We start from the raw sequence: 18,017 nt of genomic DNA, 5'->3' as shown, positions 1-18,017 counted from the left end.
GTTCAAGCAGTGGTCGAATACCGCATCGACCGGCGCAGCGGCGTGGCCACCTACGTCCAGATCGTCCAGCAGACCAAACAGGCCCTGCGCCTGGGCCTCCTGGAGCCGGGCGACCGCCTCCCCACCGCCCGCGAGGCCGTGGCGGCCACCGCCATCAACCCGAACACGGTCCTCAAGGCCTACCGGGAGCTGGAGCGCGAGGGCCTGGTGGAGGCCCGCCGGGGACTGGGCACCTTCGTCCGCAAGTCCCTGAGCACCGCCCCCGCCGACTCCCCGCTCCGCGCGGAACTGGACGCCTGGGCACGCCGGGCGCGCGAGGCGGGCCTGGAGCGCGAGGACGTGGCCGCCCTCTTCACTTCCGTACTCGACACACACTTCGCGGCATCCGAGGGGGACGCATGACCGACACCGCCATCGAGGCGGCCGGACTGGGCAAGAGGTTCCGGCCACGCCGCGGGCCCGCCCTGGACGGCTGCGCCTTCCGGCTCCCCGTGGGCAGCGTCTGCGCGCTCACCGGCCCGAACGGCGCCGGCAAGTCGACCCTGCTCGCCCTCGCGGCCGGGCTGCTGCGCCCCACCGAGGGCACCCTCACCGTGCTCGGCACCACCCCGGCCGCGGCCCGCGAGCGGCTCGCGTACGTCGCCCAGAACAAGCCCCTGCACCCCCAGCTCACCATCGCCGGCACCCTGCTCCTGGGCCGCGACCTCAACCCCCGCCGCTGGGACGCCCGGACCGCCGGGCGGATCGTCGCCGAGGGCGACCTCGACCCGGACACGAAGATCCGCGCGCTCTCCGGCGGCCAGCGCACCCGCGTCGCACTCGCCCTCGCCCTCGGCAAACGCCCCGAACTGCTGCTCCTGGACGAGCCGATGGCCGACCTCGACCCTCTCGCACGGCACCAGCTCACGGCCACGCTGATGGCCGACGCAGCCGAGCACGGCACCACCGTGGTCATGTCCTCGCACGTCGTATCGGAGCTGGAGGGCTCCTGCGACCACCTACTGCTGCTCGGCTCGGGCCGCGTCCGGCTCGCCGGGCCGCTGGACGACCTGCTCGCCGCGCACACCCTGGTCACCGGCCGGGCGGACGACGTCCTGGACCCGCACACCGTCGTCGAGTCCCGCACCACCGGCCGCCAGCTGACCGCCCTGGTCCGCCCCTCGGGCCCCCTCGGCGACGGGCTGCGGGGCGAGCGGCCCTCCCTGGAGGAGGTCGTCCTGGGCCACCTGCGCTCCCCCGACGCCCCGCCGCTGCTGCTCGACGCGCGGGAGGCCGCCGTATGACCGCCGTGACAGGCGTGGCGCCCGTCGCCGCCCGCCGGTTCCCGGGGCCGCGTGGCCTGTGCCTCGCCATGCTGCGGGTGCACCGCTCGGCGCTGCTCTTCTGGATCGGGCTGGTGGCGGTGGCCTCCGTGGCACTGCTCTGGGCACTCGGCCCGGGCGCGAATGCCGCATGGGCCGAGCACCGGGCGATGGGCTGCCACAGTGGCATCCCGAACCTGGGCTGCGACATGCCCGGGCCCGCGATGCTCCGGTACGAGACGGTCGCCACGCTCGCCGTCGGCCTCCTCTCCCTGGTGCCGGTCCTCACCGGCGCCTGGGCGGGCGGGGCACTCATCGGACGCGAGCTGGAGAACGGCACCGCCCAGCTGGCCTGGACCCAGTCGGTCACCCCGGCCCGCTGGCTCACCGCCAAGCTGGCCGTCCCGGCACTGCTGCTGGTCCCGGGCACCCTCGCGGTGACCCTGGTGCACCGCGCTCTGTGGTCCTCGCACAGCGATCTGTCCCGCGCCATGGGCTGGCGCGCATGGCACGACGACAGCATCTTCGAGGCCAACGGCATCCTCGCCACCGTCCACCCCCTGGCCGCCCTGGCCCTCGGCGTCCTGGCGGGCGTGCTCCTGCGCCGCGCGCTGCCCGCCCTCGGCGTCGCGGTCCTGGCCGTGTCGTTCCTGATCTGGGAACTCGACGAGCTGCGCCCGCACCTGTGGCCCACCCCGCCCGGGACGCCCTCTCTCATGCACAAGCACCCCTCGTCCCACTTCTGGCCCCTCCAGCTCGTCGAGACCGGCATCGTGCTGGCCGTCGCCGCCCTGGCCACCGCGGCCGCCTTCCTCGTCCTGCGCCGCCGCACCGGAGCCGCCGTATGACCGCCCTCACCACGGCCGCCGCCCCTGCCGCCCGGCCGGGCGGCCTGCTCCGGGCCGTCGGCCGGACACACCGCGCCGCCCTCGCCCTGTCGCTGCCGGCCCTGGCGCTCGCGGCGCTCGCCCTCGTCTGGCTGCACTCCCTCGGGGACGAGGCCCGGGCGGGATCGAGCGCCTGCGCCACACCCCCCAGCGGCGGGCTCCCCTCCTGCGCGGCGGTCGACGCGATCACCGCCGACGCGACGTACCGGGACGGCATGTCCGCTGTGGCGACCGCCCTGTCTCTGTTGATGTTCCCCGTGGCCGCCTGGGCGGGCGGCGCCCTGATCGGCCGCGAGCTGGAGCACGGCACCGCCCAGCTGGCCTGGACCCAGTCCGTCACCCCGGTCCGCTGGCTGGCGGTGAAACTGGCCGTCCCGGCCGCCCTGCTCACCGCCGGCACGAGCGGACTCCTCCTGCTGAACACCTGGGCGCGCGGCGACGGCGACCCCGACCTGGTCGGCGACTGGTACCACCCGGACGCCTTCGTCTCGACGGGCCCGGTGGCCGTCGGCTACGCCCTGGCCGGTCTCGCCCTCGGCGCCCTGGCCGGACTGGTGTGGCGCCGCGCCCTGCCCGCCGCGGGCGTGGCCCTCGCCGCCTCCCTGCTGCTGCACGGCCTCCTGGAGCGCTTCCGGGAGTACCTCTGGCCGACCGTGACCCGCACCGAGGCCGGCGCGCTCGAACTGCCCCGCTCGGCCTTCCAGGTCACCTGGTCCGACCCCGCCCGGCAGGGCGCCGGGCCCAGCCGCGCGACCTTCCACCCCGAGTCACACTTCTGGCCGCTCCAGTACGTGGAAACGGGCCTGCTGCTGGCCGTGGCCGGCACCGCGACGGCCGCCGCCTTCCTCCTCCTGGCCCGCCGCCTCCCCTGAACCCGGGTCCGCGCGTCCTTCCACGGGGGGATGGACGCGCGACCCGGCATTTCCCCGGCCCGTGGAAGCCCGCCGGCCACTCCTCCCGGCCCGTGGACGCCCGCGAGCCGCTCCCCGCTGTCCCGCACGTCACCCGCCCGTAACCACCGATTCAGACGGGCTTGCGAAGCTCGGCCAATGAATCCCGCCGTGCCAGAGCCCTCCCCGCCCCGTGAGGGTCCCGAGGGAAACGGGAGCACTCATGTGACACCGCCGCTCCCGCCCGCGCTGTCCGACGCGCCCGTGATGCTCGCGGCGCGGAAGAATGGGTCCATGAGCCAGCCGAACACCCAGGCACAGGTCCAGCACCCGCAGCCCTCCGTGGGCTCCATCGCGGCCCACCGCCCGCACACGGTGGCGGCGGCCGTCTCCGATCTGGAACCGGACATCGACGCCGACCTCGACGCCTACGAGGAGTCGCCGTACGACGGGCCCCAGCTGCCGCAGGGCCGTTTCCTCGACCGGGAGCGCAGCTGGCTCGCGTTCAACGAGCGCGTGCTCGAACTCGCCGAGGACCCGAACACGCCCCTGCTGGAGCGGGCCAACTTCCTCGCGATCTTCGCCAGCAACCTGGACGAGTTCTTCATGGTCCGGGTGGCCGGTCTCAAGCGCCGCATCGCCACCGGCGTGGCCACCCGCTCCGCCTCCGGGCTCCAGCCCCGCGAGGTGCTGGAGATGATCTGGGCCCGCTCCCGCGAGCTCATGGCCCGGCACGCCGCCTGCTACCACGAGGACGTCGCCCCCGCACTCGCGGAGGAGGGCATCCACCTGGTCCGCTGGAACGAACTCCAGGAGAAGGAGCAGGCCCGCCTGTTCACCCTGTTCCGGCACCAGATCTTCCCCGTGCTGACCCCGCTGGCGGTCGACCCGGCGCACCCCTTCCCGTACATCTCCGGCCTGTCCCTGAACCTGGCCGTCGTCGTACGCAACCCCGTCACCGGCCACAAGCACTTCGCCCGGGTGAAGGTGCCGCCGCTGCTGTCCCGCTTCCTGGAGAGCTCCCCGGGCCGCTACGTCCCCATCGAGGACGTCATCGCCGCCCACCTGGAGGAGCTGTTCCCGGGCATGGAGGTCCTGGAGCACCACGCCTTCCGCCTCACCCGCAACGAGGACCTGGAGGTCGAGGAGGACGACGCGGAGAACCTCCTCCAGGCCCTGGAGAAGGAGCTCATGCGGCGCCGCTTCGGGCCGCCGGTGCGCCTGGAGGTCGAGGAGTCCATCGACCGCGAGGTCCTGGACCTGCTGGTGCGCGAGCTGAAGATCAGCGAGGCCGAGGTGTACCCGCTGCCGGGCCCGCTGGACCTGACGGGCCTGTTCCGGATCGCCTCCCTGGACCGGCCGGAGCTGAAGTACCGCAAGTTCGTCGCCGGCACCCACCGCGACCTCGCCGAGGTCGAGTCGGCGTCCGCGCCGGACATCTTCGCCGCGCTGCGCGAGCGGGACGTGCTGCTGCACCACCCGTACGACTCCTTCTCCACCTCCGTCCAGGCCTTCCTGGAGCAGGCGGCGGGCGACCCGGACGTCCTCGCCATCAAGCAGACCCTGTACCGCACCTCCGGCGACTCCCCGATAGTCGACGCCCTCATCGAGGCCGCCGAGACCGGCAAGCAGGTCCTGGTCCTGGTCGAGATCAAGGCCCGCTTCGACGAGCACGCCAACATCAAGTGGGCACGCAAGCTGGAGGAGGCCGGCTGCCACGTCGTCTACGGCCTGGTCGGCCTGAAGACCCACTGCAAGCTGTCGCTCGTGGTCCGCCAGGAGGGCGAGACCCTCCGCCGCTACAGCCACGTGGGCACCGGCAACTACCACCCGAAGACGGCCCGCCTCTACGAGGACCTCGGCCTGCTCACCGCGGACCCACAGGTCGGCGCGGACCTCTCGGACCTCTTCAACCGCCTCTCCGGCTACTCCCGCCGGGAGACCTACCGCCGCCTCCTGGTCGCCCCCAAGTCGCTGCGCGACGGCCTGGTCTCGCGGATCGCCAAGGAGGTCCAGCACCACCGCGCGGGGCGCCCCGCGCACGTCCGCATCAAGGTCAACTCGATGGTCGACGAGGCCGTCATCGACGCCTGCTACCGGGCCTCCCAGGCGGGCGTGCCGGTGGACATCTGGGTGCGCGGCATCTGCGCGGTACGCCCGGGCGTGGCCGGACTGTCGGAGAACATCCGGGTCCGCTCGATCCTCGGCCGCTTCCTGGAGCACTCCCGGGTGTTCGGCTTCGGCAACGGCGGCGAGCCCGAGGTCTGGATCGGCAGCGCCGACATGATGCACCGCAACCTCGACCGCCGGATAGAGGCCCTGGTACGGGTCACCGACCCGGCCCACCGGGCAGCCCTGAACCGGCTGCTGGAGACCGGCATGTCCGACTCCACCGCCTCCTGGCACCTCGGCCCGGACGGCGACTGGACCCGGCATGCGACCGACGCGGACGGACAGCCCCTGCGCAACGTCCAGGAGATGCTCATAGACGCCCGGAGGCGCCGGCGTGGCACAGCGACACCTTGACCCCACGAACCCCCTGGCCGGGCCCGTCCCCACCGGTGACGCCCTCGCGGGCCATCTGCGGGCCCAGGCCACGGAGTTCCTCCGAGCGCTGCGCAGCGCGAACGCCTCGGAGGGGTCCACCGACGCGACCCACGCCCTGCGCCGCTCGGCCCGCCGCATCAGCGCCGCCCTGCACACCTTCCAGCCCCTCCTGGACCCGGCCTGGTCCGAGTCCCTGCGCCCCGAACTGGCCTGGCTCTCAGGAACCCTGGCCATGGAACAGTCCTGCACCGCCCGCCTGGACCGCCTGCTGACCGCCCTGCAACGCTTGTCGGCAACGGACCCGGCCACCCCAGGCGCCAACCTGACACTGGGCACCGCGAAAGCAGGCGCCCTACTGGACCGCCGGCTCACCCTGGCCCGCGCCAGAGCCCACTCCACCGCCCTCCAGGCCCTGGGCAGCAGCCGCTTCCACGCCCTCGCCGACAAGGTCGCCGTCCTGGCCAGCGAGGTCCCCCTCACCAAGACCGCCGCCGACACCGACCTGCGCCCCCTGGCCACGGCCGCCCAGGACCGCCTCTGCGACGCGGTGGCCACCCTCCCCCTGCCCGCCCCGGACACCGCCCCCCACCCCCAGGACGCCCCGTGGCACCAGGTCCGCCTCCTCCTGCGCCTGCACCGCTACGCACGCGAGGCCATCAGCGGCCCGAAGGGCAACGCCGTGGTCGACCTGCCCCTGCTGGCCGCGAGCCGGGCCCTCGACCGCCACCGGGACGCCTCGGAAGCGGCGGCAGCAGCGGCCCAGGCAGCCCACACCCCCCGCATCGCCCCGGCCACGGCATACGTCCTGGGCGTGCTCCACGCCGACCAGCGACACGAGGTGGAGGCGGCGCGCCACGCGTTCCAGCAGTGCTGGCAGAAGGTGACCGCCCGATGACCCCCGACACCACCGTCCAAGCGGCCGGCTGCGTCCTGTGGCGCCCCGCCCCCACCCCCGGCGAGCCCGAACTCTGCCTCGTACACCGGCCGAAATACGACGACTGGTCATGGCCGAAGGGAAAGCTGAAGCGCGGCGAGGCCGCCCTGGACGGCGCACTGCGCGAGGTGGCGGAGGAAACGGGCTGCCGGGCCGAGCCGGGCCCCGAACTGTCCACCCAGCACTACGAGGCGAACGGCCGCCCCAAGCAGGTCCGCTACTGGGCGGCCGAGGCCGTGTCCTGCGCGTTCTCCCCGACAGACGAGGTCGACCAGGTCCTGTGGCTGCCCCCCACAGCAGCCCGCACCCACCTCACCCACGCCCAGGACCGCCCCCTGGTGGACGAACTGCTCACCGTCCTCCACCACCCACCCCACTGACGGACGGCACCCGCACCCGTACGGCCCGCACCCGCCGGACCACGTAAGGGGCCGTGTCGGGGGGTGTCCGCCCGCAGCGGTTGGCGCGTCAACGGACAGTGAGTCGGTATGAAGCCCCATCGCGCCGTTCCGAGGACGGACACCCCCCGGCGCGGCCCCGCCCCCCACCCGGCGAGATGGCGCGGACGCGAACCCCCACCCGGCATCACGCGAAGGACACGCGCCCCCTCAAACCCGAACGCGGCACCCGCACCCGGCGACCTCACCACGCCTTAGTCAGGGGTTCACCCCCAGTTCATGCGCGACCATCGGCGCCGTCACCTGATCTGCCTAATTTCGGCCTTACCGACACTCAGACTTCGCACGCCGCCGATCAGGACGGCGGCTCCTGGAAGGAACTCAAGTGAAGCTTCAGCGCATGAACCGGCGGGCCCTCGCTCTCGGTGCTCTCGCCGTCTCCGGCGCCCTGGCCCTCACGGCGTGCGGCTCCGACGACACCGGCAACGGCGACAGCGGCGGTTCCAGCAACGCCGCCGCCCCGAGCGACGTCAAGTGCGACGACGCCAAGGGCCAGCTGCTCGCCGACGGCTCCTCCGCGCAGAAGAACGCGATCGACGCCTGGGTGAAGCAGTTCACCGCAGCCTGCCAGGGCGTCCAGATCAACTACAAGGGCGGCGGCTCCGGCGCCGGCGTCACCGCGTTCACGCAGGGCCAGGTCGCCTTCGCCGGTTCCGACTCCGCGCTGAAGCCCGACGAGGTCGCCGCCTCCAAGAAGGTCTGCACCGGCGGCCAGGGCATCGACCTGCCGATGGTCGGCGGCCCGATCGCCGTCGGCTACAACGTCAACGGCGTGGACAACCTGGTCCTGGACGCCCCGACCCTGGCGAAGATCTTCAACAACCAGATCACCAACTGGAACGACAAGGCGATCCAGAAGCTGAACCCCGACGCGAAGCTCCCGGACCTCAAGATCCAGGCGTTCCACCGCTCGGACGACTCCGGCACCACGGACAATTTCACCAAGTACCTGATCGCCACCGCCAAGGGTGACTGGCCCTACGACGGCGGCAAGACCTGGCAGGCCAAGGGCGGCCAGTCCGCCTCCGGCTCCTCCGGCGTCGCCCAGCAGGTGAAGCAGACCAACGGCGCCATCGGCTACTTCGAGCTGTCGTACGCCAAGGACGGCCTGAAGACGGTCGCCCTCGACACGGGCGCCGCCCAGCCCGTCGAGGCCACCGTGGACAACGCCACCAAGGCGATCTCCGAGGCCAAGGTCGTCGGCACGGGCAAGGACCTCTCCCTGGAGCTGAACTACGGCACCAAGGCCGACGGCGCCTACCCGATGGTCCTCGTCACCTACGAGGTCGTCTGCGACAAGGGCAACAAGTCCGACACCCTGCCCGGCACCAAGGCGTTCCTGCGCTACATCGCCTCCGAGGACGGCCAGAAGATCCTCGCCGAGAACGACTACGCGCCGATCCCCGCCGAGATCATCTCCAAGGTCCGCACCACCATCGAGGGCCTGAGCTGACCCACGTGCGGCCCGGTTCCCTCCCCGGAACCGGGCCGCACCGTCCGGTGCACCGCCGCCAGTGGCCGTACCCCGCGTACGGCTCCGCAGACCGGAGAACCCGATGGGCACACCCACACAGATAGCCGACACACCACCCCCCGCTCAGCAGCGGACCATCGAGAAGCGCGCCGCGCGCGGGGCCACAAGGCCCGGAGACCGCGTCTTCCTCGGCCTCTCCCGCGGCTCGGGCATCCTGCTGCTGGTGATCATGGCCGCGATCGCGGTCTTCCTCACCTACCGCGCCTCCCTCGCGATCAGCAAGGACGAGGGCAACTTCCTCACGACCTTCCAGTGGGACACCGGCCTCGTCCCGCCGAAGTTCGGCATCGCCGTCCTGGCCTTCGGCACGGTCGTCTCCTCGATCGTCGCCATGGTCATCGCGGTCCCGGTCGCCGTCGCCATCGCGCTGTTCCTCACGCACTACGCCCCGCGCCGGCTGCGCGGCCCCATCGCGTACGTGATCGACCTGCTCGCCGCCGTGCCGTCCATCGTCTACGGCCTCTGGGGCGCCCTGGTCCTGGTGCCACACATGAACGGCCTCTTCGGCTGGCTGAACGACTACCTCGGCTGGACCGGCGTCTTCTCCTGGGAGGGCGGCGCCCCCCGCTCGATGCTGACCGTCGGGATCCTGCTCGCGATCATGATCCTGCCGATCATCACCAACGTGAGCCGCGAGGTCTTCCGCCAGGTCCCGCAGATGCACGAGGAGGCGGCCCTGGCGCTCGGCGCCACCCGCTGGGAGGTGATCCGCATGGCGGTCATCCCCTTCGGCCGCTCCGGCGTCATCTCCGCGTCGATGCTCGGCCTCGGCCGCGCCCTCGGCGAGACCATGGCCGTGGCGACCGTGCTCTCCCCGACCTTCGACATCCAGGCCAGCCTGCTCGACCCGGGCGGCGGCACCTTCGCGCAGAACATCGCCGGCAAGTTCGGTGAGGCCACCGAGTTCGGCCGCGACGCGCTGATCGCCTCCGGCCTGGTCCTGTTCGTCATCACCCTGCTGGTCAACGGCGCGGCCCGCGCGATCATCGCCCGCCGCAAGGAGTACTCGGGGGCCAACGCATGAGCACCGCGACCCTGACCCCGAAGGGCCCCAGCACCCTGCGCGGCGCCCGCCTGCCCAAGTGGTCCCCGTACGCCATCGCGGCCGGCTCGATCGCCCTCGCGATCGGCATCGGCCTGGCGGGCGGCCTGCACAGCCGCGTCCAGTGGGGCCTGATCGCCGCGATCCTCTACGTCGTCGGCACGTACGCCATCGCCGCGGCCGTCGAGGGCAAGCGGCAGGCGAAGGACCGCATCGCGACCTCCTTCGTCTGGGTCGCCTTCCTGCTCGCCGTCGTCCCGCTCGCCTCGCTGATCTGGTCGACCGTCGTACGCGGCGTGAAGGTCCTCGACGTCTACTTCCTGACGCACTCCATGGGCGTCGTCGCCGACACCGAGCCCGGCGGCGGCATCTACCACGCCATCCTCGGCACCCTGGAGCAGGTCGGACTCGCCACGGTGATCGCCGCGCCGATCGGCGTCCTCACCGCCATCTACCTCGTCGAGTACGGCCGCGGCGGCCTCTCCAGGGCGATCACGTTCTTCGTCGACGTCATGACCGGCATCCCGTCGATCGTCGCGGGCCTGTTCATCCTCAGCCTCATGCTGATGTTCGACATGCAGCCCTTCGGCTTCGCCGGCTCGCTGGCCCTGGCCATCCTGATGATGCCGGTGGTCGTCCGCTCCACGGAGGAGATGCTCAAGCTCGTCCCGAACGAGCTGCGCGAGGCCTCCCTGGCGCTCGGCGTCCCCAAGTGGCGCACCATCCTGAAGGTGGTCCTGCCGACCTCCATCGGCGGCATCACCACGGGCATCATGCTCGCGATCGCCCGTATCACCGGCGAGACCGCCCCGGTCCTGCTGCTGGTGTGGGGCAACGCGTTCATCAACGCCAACCCCTTCGAGGGGGCGCAGGCCTCGCTGCCGCTGTACATCTACCAGCAGTACGCGAACAGCGCGGGCTCCGGTGCGGCGTACGACCGCGCCTGGGCGGCCTCGCTCACCCTGATCGCCTTCGTGATGCTCCTGAACCTGGTGGCCCGCGGGATCGCCCGCTGGAAGGCCCCGAAGACCGGTCGCTGAGGCGGCCATCAGCGACCGACCGAATCTGGAAGTGAAGTAGTGATGGCCAAGCGAATCGACGTGAGCGGTCTGACCGCCTACTACGGCTCCCACAAGGCGATCGAGGACATCTCGATGACCGTCGAGCCCCGGTCGGTGACGGCGTTCATCGGCCCGTCCGGCTGCGGCAAGTCCACGTTCCTGCGCACGCTGAACCGGATGCACGAGGTGACGTCCGGCGGCCGGGTCGAGGGCAAGGTGCTCCTCGACCACGAGGACCTCTACGGCACGGACATCGACCCCGTGTCGGTCCGCCGTGAGGTCGGCATGGTGTTCCAGCGGCCGAACCCGTTCCCCACGATGTCGATCTTCGACAACGTGGCGGCGGGGCTGCGACTGAACGGCACCCACAAGAAGAGCGAGCTCTCCGACATCGTCGAGCGTTCACTCAAGGGCGCGAACCTCTGGAACGAGGTCAAGGACCGCCTGAACAAGCCCGGCTCGGGCCTGTCCGGCGGCCAGCAGCAGCGTCTGTGCATCGCGCGGGCGATCGCCGTCGAGCCGAACGTCCTGCTCATGGACGAGCCCTGCTCGGCGCTCGACCCGATCTCCACGCTCGCGATCGAGGACCTGATCGGTGAGCTCAAGGAGCGCTTCACGATCGTCATCGTGACGCACAACATGCAGCAGGCGGCCCGAGTCTCCGACCGCACGGCGTTCTTCAACCTGGCGGCGGTGGGCCAGCCCGGCAAGCTCATCGAGATCGACGACACCGAGCGGATCTTCTCCAACCCGTCGGTCCAGGCCACGGAGGACTACATCTCCGGCCGCTTCGGCTGACGCCCCCCCCGCCGAGTCCCCTCGCGGTGCTGCATGGCGGTGCCACCGCGAGGCCGAAAGGCCCGCCCCCAGAGGGGCGGGCCTTTCCACGCCCAGCTGCGGGCATGCTGCTGAGCTACGAAACGCCGGGTTCACGACCTACAGAAACGCCAGCTTCACGATCCCGAACGACGCCGCAGCCACAACCGCCGCGGCCGGCATCGTGATGAACCACCCCAGGATGATGTTCTTGGCAACACCCCACCGCACGGCGTTCACCCGCTTGGTCGCCCCCACACCCATGATCGCGGAGGTGATGACATGCGTGGTGGAGATCGGCGCCTTGAACAGGAACGCCGAGGTGAACATGATCGACGCCCCCGTCGCCTCCGCCGCGAACCCCTGCGGCGGATCCAACTCGATGATCTTCCGCCCCAGCGTCCGCATGATCCGCCACCCACCGGCGTACGTCCCCAGCGACAGCATCACCGCGCAGGCGATCTTGACCCACACCGGGATCGGATCGCCGTAGTCCTCGACATCGGCGATGACCAGCGCCATCACCACGATGCCCATGGTCTTCTGCGCGTCCTGCAGACCGTGCCCCAGCGCCATACCGGCCGCCGAGACGGTCTGCGCTATGCGAAAGCCCCGCTTCGCCTTGTGCGGGTTGGCCTTCCGGAAGATCCACATGATCGCGGTCATCACCAGATAACCGGCCAGCAGACCGATCACCGGGGAGACGAACATGGGGATGACGACCTTCTCCAGCACCCCGCTCCAGTAGACGGTCGTCCCGCCCGCCAGAGCCGCACCGACCATCCCGCCGAACAGCGCGTGCGAGGAGGAGGACGGCAGCCCGAAGTACCAGGTGATGAGGTTCCAGACGATCGCGCCCACCAGCGCGGCGAAGAGGATCCCCATCCCCTTCGACCCGGTCGGCGTCTGGATCAGGCCCTCACTGACGGTCTTGGCGACCCCGGAGCCCATGAACGCACCGGCGAGGTTCATCACCGCGGCCATGGCCAGCGCGGCCCTCGGCGTCAGCGCCCGCGTCGAGACGGACGTGGCGATCGCGTTCGCCGAGTCGTGGAAGCCGTTGGTGTACGTGAAGAAGAGCGCGACCCCGATGGTCACGACCAGAGCAAGGGTGTCCATGAAGGGCTCAGGACTCCTTGACGGCGATGGTCTCCACCGTGTTCGCCACGTGCTCGAAGGCGTCCGCCGCTTCCTCCAGCACATCCACGATCTGCTTGAGCTTCAGCACGTCCATGGCGTCGTACTTGCCGTTGAACAGGTGCGCCAGCAGCTTGCGGTGGATCTGGTCGGCCTGGTTCTCCAGCCGGTTGACCTCGATCCAGTACTCCGTGAGGTTCTCCATCGTCCGCAGGTGCGGCATGGCCTCCGCCGTCAGCTCGGCGGCCCGCGCCAGGACCTCGATCTGCTGCTCGACGCCCTTGGGCAGTTCCTCGACGTTGTAGAGGACGACCAGGTCGACGGCCTCCTCCATGAAGTCCATGATGTCGTCGAGGGACGACGCGAGGGAGTAGATGTCCTCGCGGTCGAACGGCGTGATGAAGGAGGAGTTCAGCTGGTGGAAGATCGCGTGCGTGGCGTCGTCACCTGCGTGTTCCGCTGCCCGCATACGCTCTGCGATCTCGGCCCGGGCGGGTGAGTCCGCCCCGAGCAGTTCCATCAGGAGCTTCGAGCCCGTGACGATGTTGTCCGCGGAGGCGGCGAACATGTCGTAGAAGCTCGTCTCCCTGGGGGTCAGACGAAAGCGCACGTGGGGTCCTCGGGGTGCTTCGGTTTCGGTCAGGCTGATGCTAGGCGCAACATCCGGCCACGGCTATCGGGCCGCCCACCAGTGTCGCCCATCGGGCACGGGGATGAGCACGGGGGCGGTTTCCAGGGCCGCATACCCGTCAAAGTTCGGTACCATATACCCACCAGGGGTATATGTCGGGCCACTGCCCACCAGGAGGAAGCGATGACGGACGTGACCGACGCAACAGATGTCGCCCATGTCACCACCGGCACCGCCGGTGCGGACGGGGCCACCGATCACGACCACGGCGTGCACGGGTACCACAAGCAGAAGGACGAACACCTCAAGCGGCTGCGCCGTATCGAGGGCCAGATCCGCGGCCTGCAGCGCATGGTCGACGAGGACGTCTACTGCATCGACATACTCACGCAGGTCTCCGCCTCCACCAAGGCCCTGCAGTCCTTCGCCCTGCAACTGCTGGAGGAGCACCTGCGGCACTGCGTCGCCGACGCGGCCCTCAAGGGCGGCGACGAGATCGACGCGAAGGTGAAGGAGGCGACCCAGGCGATCGCCCGCATGCTGCGGACGTGAGCCCGGCCCCGCGCCCCCTGGTCAGCGCCCGGTGGAGTCCCGCTCCTCGGCCACCTTCAGCACCTCGTCGATGCTCTCCAGGCTGAGCCGGTCCTGGGCGGCCGAAGCGGCGATGATCAGCTCCCCGCACAGCTCGATCTCGGCGAGGGCCACGTGGTCCTGAACTGCCGTACCGCCGACCGGAGCCACGTGCATCACCTCGTCTCTGCCGTCACCGACTTCCTAGAGTAGGGAGCGGCCTACACACCGCGCATGGCACGGACGGGCTAGTTCACGCCGGTCACTCCTCGGCGATCTTGCCCGCGTAGATGTCCTCGGACCGGGGCAACCGTACGCGCACCGAGGCCCCGAAGTCGTAGAGCAGCGTGGTCGAGGCGACGGCGACCGGGCTCTTCTGCCGCCCGTTCAGGAAGCTGAAGCGGTGCCTGACCTTGCGGATGCGGCCCTCGTCGTCGAGGTAGGCGTCGAACGGCACCGTGGCGGTGGCGAACCCCCCGGCCGCCGCCTTCAGGGGACCCTTGTTGCCCTCGGTGGCCCGCCGGGCCGCGTCCCCCAGGTGCGCCGTCCCGCGGTAGTGCCGCACCCCGGAACCCGCGACCTGCGTCCGGCCCAGATACGTCGCCGTCCGCGTCCCGAGCAGTACCTCGGCCGCCGTGAAGGGATCGGTGGCGCCGCCGGTGACGAGGTTCCCGTCGGACAGGGTCCGGGTGTCCACCCGCACCCATTTGTCGGCCGGCACTCCGGCGCCCCGGTTCTTCATGAACAGCGCGCCCGGCGCCAGCAGTTCGGTGATCGGCCGGCGTTCGGCGACCCCCGCCGGGTCCTGCGGCAGCAGCACCTTCAGCCGCCCCAGTCGCTTGCGGTAGTCGTACACCCCGGCGCCCCGGATGGTCACCCGGGTCCCGCCGGCGGCCATCTCCATCGACGTGCGGGCCCGCGAACTGCCCGCGCCGACCAGCCGGTCCGCCGCCTCGCGCAAGGTGAGGACCGCGCCCCCGCCGCGGGAGTCCCCGGCGACCGCGTCACCCCCGGCGCACCCGGTGAGCCCCAGCCCCGCCCCCGCCAGGAACCCGGCCGCGGCGACCGCCGCGCCGACCCGCCTGTGCCGCCGTTCCCGCTGCCGCCCAGTCATCGCCTGTCTACCCCCAGCCGGTACGTCCGTCACGGGCCCCTCGTTGCTCCGGTTAACGACGGGTTTGTTCCCCCGTCACGCGAACCCGCGCCGACCGCGATACACCCACCGGGATACGCCCACCGGGATACGAACGCTCCACCCGCGCTGGGTAACGTGTCCGGTGTGGCGCAGCAGGACGGGCCGGACGCTCCCCCCAACCTCCCGGAACACCGCACGACGACCCTGGAGAAGGGACCGTTCTGCATGGCCCGCTGCGTCTGCGGCTGGCGCGGCCCGGCGCGCAGGGCGAGAAGCCAGGCGCGCACGGACGCCGAGCGGCACGCGACGGGCTGAGGCCCGTGGCGCACCCGCGTGTGCTGACCGCGGCACCGGTGGAACCCCTACCCCCTGTCCCCCCGTCTCCCAGGGCGGAACCACCGGGAGGCCCCATGGAACGGCGCACGATCCTCACAGCCGGCACGGCGGCCATCGCCGCGGCCGCGACCCCCTTCACCACCGCCTGCACCCCGTCGGGCACCCGCTCCGGGGGCACGGCCGAGAACGCCGCCCGCACCACCACCACGTCGAGAGCCTCCGCCGCCAACTGGTCCGCCCTGGCCCGCGACCTCGACGGCCCCCTGATACGCCCCGGCGACGCCGACTGGGCCGCGGCCCGGCAGCTCTACAACACCCGCTTCGACCACCTGAAGCCCGCCGCGGTCGCGTACGTCTCCCACCCGGACGACATCCGCACCACCCTGGCCTACGCCCGCGCCCACGCCCTGCGAGTGGCGATCCGCAACGGCGGCCACTCCTACGCCGGCTGGTCCTCCGGCGACGGGCGGCTGATCGTCGACGTCTCGAAGCTCAACCGCGTCCGGGCCTCCGGCACCACCGCGGTGGTCGGCGCCGGCGCCAAACTCATCGACGTCTACCGCGCCCTCGCCGCGAAGGGCGTCACGATCCCCGCGGGTTCCTGCCCGACCGTCGGCGTCTCGGGCCTCACCCTCGGCGGCGGCCACGGCGTGGTCTCCCGCGCCTACGGCCTGACCTGCGACAGCCTCACCCGGGCCACCCTGATCACCGCCGACGGCAAGCAGCTCACCGCCGACGCCCGGGAGAACAAGGACCTCTTCTGGGCCCTGCGCGGCGCCGGCAACGGCAACTTCGGCGTGGTCACGGAGCTGCACTTCAAGACCCACCCGGCCCCGCAGGGCGTCTCGGCGTATCTGTCCTGGCCCTGGTCGAAGGCGGCCGCGGTGGTGAAGGCCTGGCAGGAATGGGGTCCGTCACAGCCCGACGAGATCTGGTCGTCCCTGCACCTGGCGAGCGCGGCGGGCGGCACTCCGACCGTCTCGGTCGCGGCGTTCTCCCTCGGCACGTACGGCGAGCTGAAGAACGCCGTCGACCGGCTGGCCGACCGCGTCGGCGCCCCGGCCCGCAGCGTCTCTCTTAAGCGCCGCTCCTACGAGGAGTCGATGGAGGTGTACGCGGGCTGCTCGTCGTTCCCGACGGACGCGCAGTGCCATCTGCCGGGCTCGACTCCGGGCCGCTCACCGAAGGGCGCGCTGGGCCGTGAGACATACGCGGCGGCGTCGGACTTCTTCGACCGCTCCCTGTCCGCGGCCGGCATTCGCGCGCTGCTGGCCCAGATCGGCTCGGTGCGCGGCGGCTCGGGCAGCATCGCGCTGACCGCGCTGGGCGGAGCGGTCAACCGCGTATCCCCCACGGCCACGGCGTTCGTCCACCGCCGCTCGCGGATGCTGGCCCAGTACATCGGGGCGTGGCGGGCGGGCACGAGCGGTGCGACGTCCCGCGCCTGGCTGGCGTCGGCGCACAAGGCCATGCGCCCGTACGCCTCGGGGGCGGCCTACCAGAACTACACGGACCCGACGCTGACCGACTGGCGCAAGGCGTACTACGGAGACGCGGCGACCCGGCTGGCCAAGCTGAAGAAGCAGTACGACCCCAACCGCTTCTTCACCTGCCCCCAGGCGCTGTAAGGGGTCCTTTCACTATGAGCGTCCGATCAGGTCGCGTGGTCTGGTGCCGTGCATCGCAAGGCGCCGGAAGGTCCTCGTAGCGGAGCTACTAGGGCCTTTCGGCAACGCGGCGAGGTGCGGTGCCAGGCCGCGCGACCCGGACGGGCATAGTGAAAGGACCCCTAAGGCCCTTACGCGGCGAGGTCGCGCTCCGAGGTCCGCTCACTGCGGGCCTCGGGGATCACCGCGCCGTCGCCGTCCCGCTCCGCCCGCCCTCCGGCGCGCACGAGCCACCCCAGCCGGGGCGAGCGCTCGACGGCCTTCGCCAAGGGCGTCAGCAGGGCCATGGCGAGCGGCGACAGCAGCAGCGCCACGGCCGTGCCCAGCGCGAATCCGCCCACGACGTCGGTCGGGTAGTGCACGCCCATGTAGACGCGGATGAACCCGCCGAAGAGCGCCAGCACGAGCGCGACGAGCCCGAACCGGCGGTTGGCGACGAACAGGCCCACCGCCATCGCCATGACGATCGTCGCGTGGTCGCTGACGAACGAGTAGTCGGTCTTGCCCTGGACGAGCACCTCCAGCCCCTGGTGGTCCAGGAAGGGCCGGGGCCGCTCCACGAAGCCCCGTATCGGCACGTTCACCAGCACGGCGATCCCGGCGGCCAGCGGCGCCCAGGCCAACGCCGCGACGGTGGGCGCCGCGTCCTCGTCGCCCCGGCGCCGCACCGACCACCAGCACCACACCACGAGCGCGACGATGGCGAGCAGCAGCCCGTACTCACCGACGTACTCCATGACGCGGTCGAACCAGGTCGGCGCGTCCTTGGCCAGGCCATTGATGTCGTACAGCAGGTCGACGTCGGGGTTCGACCCGGAATCGGCGAGTCCAGCCATGGTGCTGCGGCCCCTTCGTCGTCTCTCCGGCGCAACCGTGCGTGCGCCGCTACTGCCACCCCCGTGGTTGTAGATCCGCTTCCGCCGCACGCGTGCGTGACACGTGCCGTATGAACGTCCGCTCGGCTACGTCAACAGGAACGCATGGTCCCCGTGAATACGTTCCACACTCCACCGAATGATCACGCAGACGTTATCGAAGAGAGACACGTCTTCGCAGCTCAGGGGGTGGGTT

At 71.4% G+C, this 18,017-nt stretch carries 19 protein-coding genes; 14 read left to right on the top strand and 5 right to left on the bottom strand.

Annotated elements, in window-relative coordinates:
- Window positions 1–9 precede the first annotated feature (9 nt).
- The 11 genes from ACFZDE_RS20765 (at window position 10) to pstB (ending at window position 11,452) form a co-directional block, all read left to right on the top strand.
- Entirely contained in the window at window positions 10–402 is a 393-nt protein-coding gene (locus ACFZDE_RS20765) for a GntR family transcriptional regulator (protein ID WP_391201483.1), read from the top strand.
- The gene (locus ACFZDE_RS20760) at window positions 399–1,283 is read left to right on the top strand and encodes an ATP-binding cassette domain-containing protein (protein ID WP_391000297.1); all 885 of its coding nucleotides are present in this window, start codon (window positions 399–401) and stop codon (window positions 1,281–1,283) included. The genes ACFZDE_RS20765 and ACFZDE_RS20760 overlap by 4 nt, the downstream gene beginning before the upstream one ends.
- Window positions 1,280–2,149, top strand: a complete 870-nt coding sequence (locus tag ACFZDE_RS20755; protein ID WP_391201480.1) for an ABC transporter permease — start codon at window positions 1,280–1,282, stop codon at window positions 2,147–2,149. The genes ACFZDE_RS20760 and ACFZDE_RS20755 overlap by 4 nt, the downstream gene beginning before the upstream one ends.
- The gene (locus ACFZDE_RS20750) at window positions 2,146–3,060 is read left to right on the top strand and encodes a hypothetical protein (protein WP_391201477.1); all 915 of its coding nucleotides are present in this window, start codon (window positions 2,146–2,148) and stop codon (window positions 3,058–3,060) included. Before ACFZDE_RS20755 ends, ACFZDE_RS20750 begins: the two co-directional genes overlap by 4 nt.
- Window positions 3,061–3,237: 177 nt before the next feature.
- Window positions 3,238–5,604 (top strand): RNA degradosome polyphosphate kinase, encoded by a 2,367-nt coding sequence (locus tag ACFZDE_RS20745; RefSeq protein ID WP_391201474.1) that lies wholly within the window; start codon window positions 3,238–3,240, stop codon window positions 5,602–5,604.
- Window positions 5,585–6,520, top strand: a complete 936-nt coding sequence (locus ACFZDE_RS20740) for a CHAD domain-containing protein (RefSeq protein WP_391201471.1) — start codon at window positions 5,585–5,587, stop codon at window positions 6,518–6,520. Before ACFZDE_RS20745 ends, ACFZDE_RS20740 begins: the two co-directional genes overlap by 20 nt.
- Complete coding sequence (locus ACFZDE_RS20735) at window positions 6,517–6,939, top strand: NUDIX domain-containing protein (protein WP_391201468.1); 423 nt, start codon at window positions 6,517–6,519, stop codon at window positions 6,937–6,939. Before ACFZDE_RS20740 ends, ACFZDE_RS20735 begins: the two co-directional genes overlap by 4 nt.
- Window positions 6,940–7,342: 403 nt before the next feature.
- The gene (pstS, locus tag ACFZDE_RS20730) at window positions 7,343–8,470 is read left to right on the top strand and encodes a phosphate ABC transporter substrate-binding protein PstS (protein ID WP_391201465.1); all 1,128 of its coding nucleotides are present in this window, start codon (window positions 7,343–7,345) and stop codon (window positions 8,468–8,470) included.
- Window positions 8,471–8,573: 103 nt separating this feature from the next.
- Window positions 8,574–9,575 (top strand): phosphate ABC transporter permease subunit PstC, encoded by a 1,002-nt coding sequence (gene pstC / locus ACFZDE_RS20725; protein ID WP_391201462.1) that lies wholly within the window; start codon window positions 8,574–8,576, stop codon window positions 9,573–9,575.
- Window positions 9,572–10,633, top strand: coding sequence for a phosphate ABC transporter permease PstA (gene pstA, locus ACFZDE_RS20720; RefSeq protein WP_391000273.1), 1,062 nt, complete (start codon window positions 9,572–9,574; stop codon window positions 10,631–10,633). The genes pstC and pstA overlap by 4 nt, the downstream gene beginning before the upstream one ends.
- Before the next feature lie 42 nt (window positions 10,634–10,675).
- Window positions 10,676–11,452 (top strand): phosphate ABC transporter ATP-binding protein PstB, encoded by a 777-nt coding sequence (pstB, locus tag ACFZDE_RS20715; RefSeq protein WP_391000270.1) that lies wholly within the window; start codon window positions 10,676–10,678, stop codon window positions 11,450–11,452.
- A gap of 138 nt (window positions 11,453–11,590) precedes the next feature.
- Here pstB and ACFZDE_RS20710 read toward each other — a convergent pair whose 3' ends face one another.
- Complete coding sequence (locus ACFZDE_RS20710) at window positions 11,591–12,589, bottom strand: inorganic phosphate transporter (RefSeq protein WP_391000268.1); 999 nt, start codon at window positions 12,587–12,589, stop codon at window positions 11,591–11,593.
- Between the two features lie 7 nt (window positions 12,590–12,596).
- Window positions 12,597–13,217: a DUF47 domain-containing protein gene (locus ACFZDE_RS20705; protein WP_031105674.1), complete on the bottom strand. Its 621-nt coding sequence runs from the start codon at window positions 13,215–13,217 to the stop codon at window positions 12,597–12,599.
- A gap of 204 nt (window positions 13,218–13,421) precedes the next feature.
- Between ACFZDE_RS20705 and ACFZDE_RS20700 the strand changes: the two genes are divergently transcribed.
- The gene (locus tag ACFZDE_RS20700) at window positions 13,422–13,790 is read left to right on the top strand and encodes a metal-sensing transcriptional repressor (RefSeq protein ID WP_391000266.1); all 369 of its coding nucleotides are present in this window, start codon (window positions 13,422–13,424) and stop codon (window positions 13,788–13,790) included.
- 21 nt (window positions 13,791–13,811) lie between these two features.
- Here ACFZDE_RS20700 and ACFZDE_RS20695 read toward each other — a convergent pair whose 3' ends face one another.
- Both ACFZDE_RS20695 and ACFZDE_RS20690 read right to left on the bottom strand, forming a co-directional pair.
- Complete coding sequence (locus ACFZDE_RS20695; RefSeq protein WP_391202616.1) at window positions 13,812–13,979, bottom strand: hypothetical protein; 168 nt, start codon at window positions 13,977–13,979, stop codon at window positions 13,812–13,814.
- 91 nt (window positions 13,980–14,070) lie between these two features.
- The gene (locus ACFZDE_RS20690; RefSeq protein WP_391201459.1) at window positions 14,071–14,922 is read right to left on the bottom strand and encodes a hypothetical protein; all 852 of its coding nucleotides are present in this window, start codon (window positions 14,920–14,922) and stop codon (window positions 14,071–14,073) included.
- A 165-nt stretch (window positions 14,923–15,087) separates the two neighbouring features.
- On the opposite strand from ACFZDE_RS20690, the gene ACFZDE_RS20685 reads away from it, so the two are divergent.
- Window positions 15,088–15,258, top strand: a complete 171-nt coding sequence (locus ACFZDE_RS20685) for a hypothetical protein (RefSeq protein ID WP_391000261.1) — start codon at window positions 15,088–15,090, stop codon at window positions 15,256–15,258.
- Between the two features lie 95 nt (window positions 15,259–15,353).
- A complete protein-coding gene (locus ACFZDE_RS20680) occupies window positions 15,354–16,907 on the top strand; it encodes an FAD-binding protein (RefSeq protein WP_391201456.1) in 1,554 nt (517 codons plus the stop codon).
- A 170-nt stretch (window positions 16,908–17,077) separates the two neighbouring features.
- On the opposite strand, the gene ACFZDE_RS20675 is transcribed toward ACFZDE_RS20680, so the two are convergent.
- Window positions 17,078–17,782 (bottom strand): phosphatase PAP2 family protein, encoded by a 705-nt coding sequence (locus ACFZDE_RS20675; protein ID WP_391201453.1) that lies wholly within the window; start codon window positions 17,780–17,782, stop codon window positions 17,078–17,080.
- Between the last annotated feature and the right edge of the window lie 235 nt (window positions 17,783–18,017).

Source organism: Streptomyces sp. NPDC007929, from assembly GCF_042959065.1.
Lineage (GTDB): Bacteria > Actinomycetota > Actinomycetes > Streptomycetales > Streptomycetaceae > Streptomyces.
The sequence above is the reverse complement of the archived record's forward strand: the minus strand, read 5'-3'. Positions and strand labels throughout refer to the sequence as shown.